The 1580-nt window shown below is 75.4% G+C and carries 1 protein-coding gene; it reads left to right on the top strand.

The genetic code is table 11. From position 1 onward, the window contains the following. Positions 1-106: 106 nt before the first annotated feature. On the top strand, positions 107-1580 hold a 1474-nt coding region (locus GWI24_RS44195), incomplete at its 3' end, for a DoxX family protein (protein ID WP_210951635.1).

Raw genomic sequence — 1580 nt, 5'->3', positions numbered from 1 at the left:
TCCGGCCCGATGATCTTGACGGGCCTCGGACAGATCGGGACGTCCCCGGCAGTGTCTTTCCCGTCCGTCACTCGGTTAGTTGGGCGTGGAGACCAGAAAAGCCCGCATGCCTTCGCCCCTGGCGGGACGCGCGGGGGGATTCGACGACGAACCACAGCTGACCATGGCCAAGGTGCCGTGCGATCCGGCGCAGGTCGCCGTCAATGCCCCGAGCTTCCGGGTGCAGCTCAGCGTCCCGGTCGTCAGCAACACGCTGACGGACAGGGCCCGGCTCGGCCGCGTCCCGGCCCCCGGCCGGCGTCGGCCGCCCGTGGTGTGGAGCGGCCGTACCCGCCCCGGCGGGGACACCGCGGCGACCCGGCTGCTGCAGGCCGTGCGGTACTCCTCCGAGGGGCTGACCGACAGTCTGTCCGATGGCCTGAACGATGGTTTGGGCCGGTCCCGGTCGGGCGAGGGCGCCGAGGACGTGGGCGCCACGCAGGTGCTGCCGCGGATCGCCTTCGACGACGACTCGGCGCCCACGGTCATCGGCCCGCGCAGCCCCCGTACGGAGTCCGTGCCCCGGTCGTCCGGCGGGCGGCGGCGTCCGGGCGCGGACGGCCCGGCCGAGGCGGGCGGGGCGCGCGGAGCGGGCCGGGCGAGCGCGGTGGCCAGGGCGGCCGGGGCGGAGCGGCGCGGCGCGTCCTCCGGACGGCCGGGCGCCCTCGACCACGAGCGGGACGAGTCGCGGAGCGCCGAGGTTCCGCGCCCGCGCCGCCACTCCGAGTCCGTACGCCACGCCTACTACCCCGGGCGCCGGATGAACCTCGGCGTCGTCCTGCTCCCGCTGCGCATCTTCCTCGGCTTCATCTCCATCTACGGCGGGATGGGCAAGCTCTCCGACCCCGTCTACTTCGACGGCGGCGAGCGCGGCTCGATGGTCACCTGGCTGCGCAGGCTGCACCCCTGGCCGATCGCCGAGCCGCTGCGCGACCTGGCGCTGGAGCATCCGGTGGGCGCCGGGCTGACCGTGGCGTTCCTGCAGATCGTGGTCGGGGTGCTCACCGTGCTCGGGCTGTGGCAGCGGCTGGCCGCCTCGTTCGGCGCGCTGCTGTCCGCCGCGCTGATCGTCACCGTGAGCTGGCGCACGGTGCCGGTCTACGACGCGCCCGACATCATCTACCTCGCCGCCTGGAGCCCGCTGATCATCGCGGGCGCGCCGGTCTACTCGGTGGACGGCCGCCTCGCCGGCGAGGCATGGCGGCGGCTCGGCCCCCGGGCCGAACTGTGGGAGCTGCGGCGCCGGGTGCTGCGCCGCGGCGGCGTGATGGCGATGGTGGTCGCCGGGCTGACGCTGCTGGTGGGCTCGATGCTGGGCGCGGCCGTACGGTCCTCGGAGGTCGTGAAGGCGCCGGAGCCGAGCGATATGCCGACGAACAACCTGCCCGGCTCACCGCTGCCCAGCAAGCCCGCGGAGAGCCCGCGCGGCGGGCAGCGCGGGACGGTGGGCACGGGCGGCGGATCGGCGGGCGCGCCGTCGCCGCGTGAGCGGTTGTCGCACCGCCCCGAGCCGTCCGCCTCGGACTCCTCGGCGTCGACGT

The sequence above is a fragment of the Streptomyces sp. MK37H genome, assembly GCF_018035285.1.
In the GTDB taxonomy this organism is placed as follows: domain Bacteria; phylum Actinomycetota; class Actinomycetes; order Streptomycetales; family Streptomycetaceae; genus Streptomyces; species Streptomyces endocoffeicus.
Note: the sequence above shows the minus strand (reverse complement) of the source record. Positions and strands in the feature narration are given on the sequence as shown.